This is a genomic window from Nitrococcus sp. (assembly GCF_059432795.1).
In genome coordinates, this window is sequence record NZ_JBXWZQ010000161.1 from 1 (window position 1) to 2821 (window position 2821).

A 2821-nucleotide genomic window follows, 5' to 3' on the forward strand; every position below is an offset into this window, starting at 1 on the left:
AACTCGATCCGCAACCAGAACTTCCCGAGATCGGGCGAGAGCTTGGACGCCGCAGCACTGGTCTGGTCCAAAGCACCGGTGATCGTCGGCGCGCATGACATCGGCCCGCTGATCCGCTCGAAGGACGGGTTCTGGCTGGCGATCCCGCTGGCCGCCGCAGGCAAATCGACACGCGGCGGCCGGATCACGCCGGGTGAATGGGAACGGCGACGTGGCCTGCGTCTGCGCTTCGTCTATCGCCGGACCGGGCCGAGCCTGCTGGTGGCGGAGGGACGGCTGAACACGAAGGGCCAGGCGGTGGTGTCCCGCTCGAAAACCGGACGCGGAAAGGTCACCGCTCCGATCTTCCTGTTGGTGCCGCAGGTGAAACTGCCGAAGCGGCTGGACTTGGCTCGCGATGCGGAGCAGGCGTTGGATGGTGTGCCGGGGCTGATCGTGGCAAACTGGGTGGACGGGCTAGTTGGTTCATGATCATTTGTAGCTCTGCGCCTTAGACTGTGAGACTACAGATAACGATGATTAACGATGAAATAATCCGATCCGCCCGGATGGCGCTATTCAATCGCGCTCGGTCTATTCGTCAAGCAGAGTTCAGTGATGTGATTGAACGCCAGTTTTCAGCCGATCAAATTCGTAGTGGCGCAGCAAGGCAAGGCGTAAGTCCGTGGCTAGAGGAAGCTTTAGGTGACGAAATCATCCATCCGGTGCTCTATTCGATTTCTGTTGGAAATGTCGAAACTGCCGAGGCAATAAAGAACTCCTTCGATGGTTTGCCGAATGAACTGGAGCGAGGGTACCGTCTTCCAAGGCGCAATCCAGACCGTGAGGAGCAAACGACCCTGTATGTCGGCGGCTCGGAAGGTATCCGCAGGCGATTGAGAGAGCACATTGGCGAGGCTCCAGTGGGCACCTATGCCTTGAACTTGCAACGGTGGTGCCCTGAGTTTGAGGGTATTGTCACGGTCAAAGTTCAATCATTTTCACCCGCTGCTAGCCGGGAATGCAGACAAGATATCGAAGATACATTGTGGGACTCGCTGTACCCGACCTTTGGCAAGAGGGGCGCGAGGTAAGCTCCCGACGCTTTTCCTCGAGGTCCGATAATCCATGCCCACATCCCGCGAAACCATCCTCACCGCGCTGCACGAGCGGCTCTCGGCGCTGCCCGCCGCCGCCCTGCGCGGCGAGGTTTTGCCCGAGCGCATCCCGACCGAAGGCCTGTTGATCCTGCGCGACGGCGAACCCGGTGAACCGGAAGTCACGCTTTCGCCGCTTCGCTACCACTACCAACACCGCGCCGAGATCGAAGCCGTCGTGCAGGGCACGGACCGTGACGCCGCCTTCGATACGCTGACCGCCAGCGTCGGTGCAGCGCTCGCCGCCGACCGCACGCTGGGCGGCCTCTGCGACTGGGTCGAAGGGGAAGCGCCGCGGCCGGTCGATTTGCCGGTCGAGGGCGCGGCCAGCCTGAAGGCCGCCGTCATCCCGGTCGTGCTGCACTATTCCACGGCCGATCCGCTCGGCTGATCCCGACAATCCGAGGAGAACACTATGGCACGAGCCCAAGGGGCGCGGGCGCAGATGGCGCTTGCGTTCGAGATGACCTATGGAACGCCCCCCGTGGGCGGCTTCACGAAGATGCCCTTCGCCAGCACCTCGCTGGGGGCGGAACAGCCGCTGCTGAACTCGGAACTTCTGGGCTACGGTAGGGATCCGCTGGCACCGATCAAGGATGCTGTGACGGCCGATGGCGATGTCGTTGTGCCGCTCGATGCCGCGGCCTTCGGCTTCTGGCTGAAGGCGGCCTTTGGCGATCCGACCACGACCGGCACCGGTCCATGGACCCATGAATTTCAGTCGGGGTCCTGGACCTTGCCCAGCATGTCCATCGAAACCGGCATGCCCGAGGTGCCACGCTATGCGATGTTTTCCGGCTGCGTGCTCGACCAGATAAATTGGCAGATGCAGCGTTCAGGGCTGCTGACCGCGACGGCGCGGCTGGTGGCGCAGGGCGAGACCGTGGGCACAACGACCAGCGCAGGCACGCCTGCCGCTCTCGAATTGCAGCGCTTCGGTCATTTCAACGGAGCCATCACCCGTAACGGCTCAGCCCTCGGCAATGTCGTCTCGGCGGACAACACCTACGCCAACAACCTCGACCGGATCGAAACCATTCGCTCGGACGGCCGCATCGACGGCGCGGACCCGTCCATTGCGGCTCTGACCGGCTCCATCGAGGTGCGCTTCGCAGACCAGACGCTGGTGACACAGGCCATCAATGGCGATCCCTGCGAGCTCGAGTTTGCGTATGTGCTGCCCTCTGGCGAGAGCTTCACCTTCACCGTGCATGCCGTCTACCTGCCGCGTCCCCGGATCGAGATTTCCGGGCCGCAGGGCGTGCAGGCGACCTTCGATTGGCAGGCCGCCCGCGATAGCACCGTCGGCCGGATGTGCACTGCCACCCTGATCAACGACATTGAGGTATATTGATGCTGACACTCGATCTGACAAACGCGCCGCGCTGGCATGACCTTGCGCCGGGCGTGCGGGTGCAACTCCGCCCGCTGACAACCGCGCTGATGGTGGCGACGCGCAGCGACCCGTCCGTCGAGGCGGTGCCTGAGGACGCTTCCGACGAGGAGCGGGCCGTTGCCTTCGCCAAGACGCTGGCGCGGCGGGCCGTGCTTGCATGGGAGGGTATCGGTGATGCGGATGGCAACGCAATCGAGCCGTCCCCCGAGGCCATCGACGCGCTCTTGGATATCTGGCCGATGTTCGAGGCCTTTCAGTTGACCTATGTCTCCAAGGGCTTGCTGCTGGA

The 2821-nt window shown here is 63.0% G+C and carries 5 protein-coding genes; all 5 read left to right on the forward strand.

The genetic code is table 11. The annotated features are described in order from the left end of the window. A partial coding sequence (locus AC52Q4_RS11395; RefSeq protein ID WP_495536916.1) for a DUF6441 family protein occupies window positions 1-471 on the forward strand: 471 nt, incomplete at its 5' end. Window positions 472-515: 44 nt separating this feature from the next. Further along, the gene (locus tag AC52Q4_RS11400; protein ID WP_495536917.1) at window positions 516-1073 is read left to right on the forward strand and encodes a hypothetical protein; all 558 of its coding nucleotides are present in this window, start codon (window positions 516-518) and stop codon (window positions 1071-1073) included. 34 nt (window positions 1074-1107) lie between these two features. Further along, on the forward strand, window positions 1108-1527 hold the full coding sequence (locus AC52Q4_RS11405) for a hypothetical protein (protein WP_495536918.1): 420 nt from the start codon (window positions 1108-1110) through the stop codon (window positions 1525-1527). Window positions 1528-1551: 24 nt separating this feature from the next. Beyond that, window positions 1552-2490, forward strand: coding sequence for a phage tail tube protein (locus AC52Q4_RS11410; RefSeq protein WP_495536919.1), 939 nt, complete (start codon window positions 1552-1554; stop codon window positions 2488-2490). After that, window positions 2490-2821 (forward strand): phage-derived protein YdaY family protein (locus AC52Q4_RS11415; protein WP_495536920.1); only part of this gene is annotated, 332 nt, incomplete at its 3' end. The genes AC52Q4_RS11410 and AC52Q4_RS11415, both read left to right, overlap by 1 nt.

What these genes read in the sequence shown, in the direction of transcription:
- AC52Q4_RS11400 (WP_495536917.1), top strand. Translation starts at nt 516, where the DNA reads ATGATTAACGATGAAATAATCCGATCCGCCCGGATGGCGCTATTCAAT.
- AC52Q4_RS11405 (WP_495536918.1), top strand. Translation starts at nt 1,108, where the DNA reads ATGCCCACATCCCGCGAAACCATCCTCACCGCGCTGCACGAGCGGCTC.
- AC52Q4_RS11410 (WP_495536919.1), top strand. Translation starts at nt 1,552, where the DNA reads ATGGCACGAGCCCAAGGGGCGCGGGCGCAGATGGCGCTTGCGTTCGAG.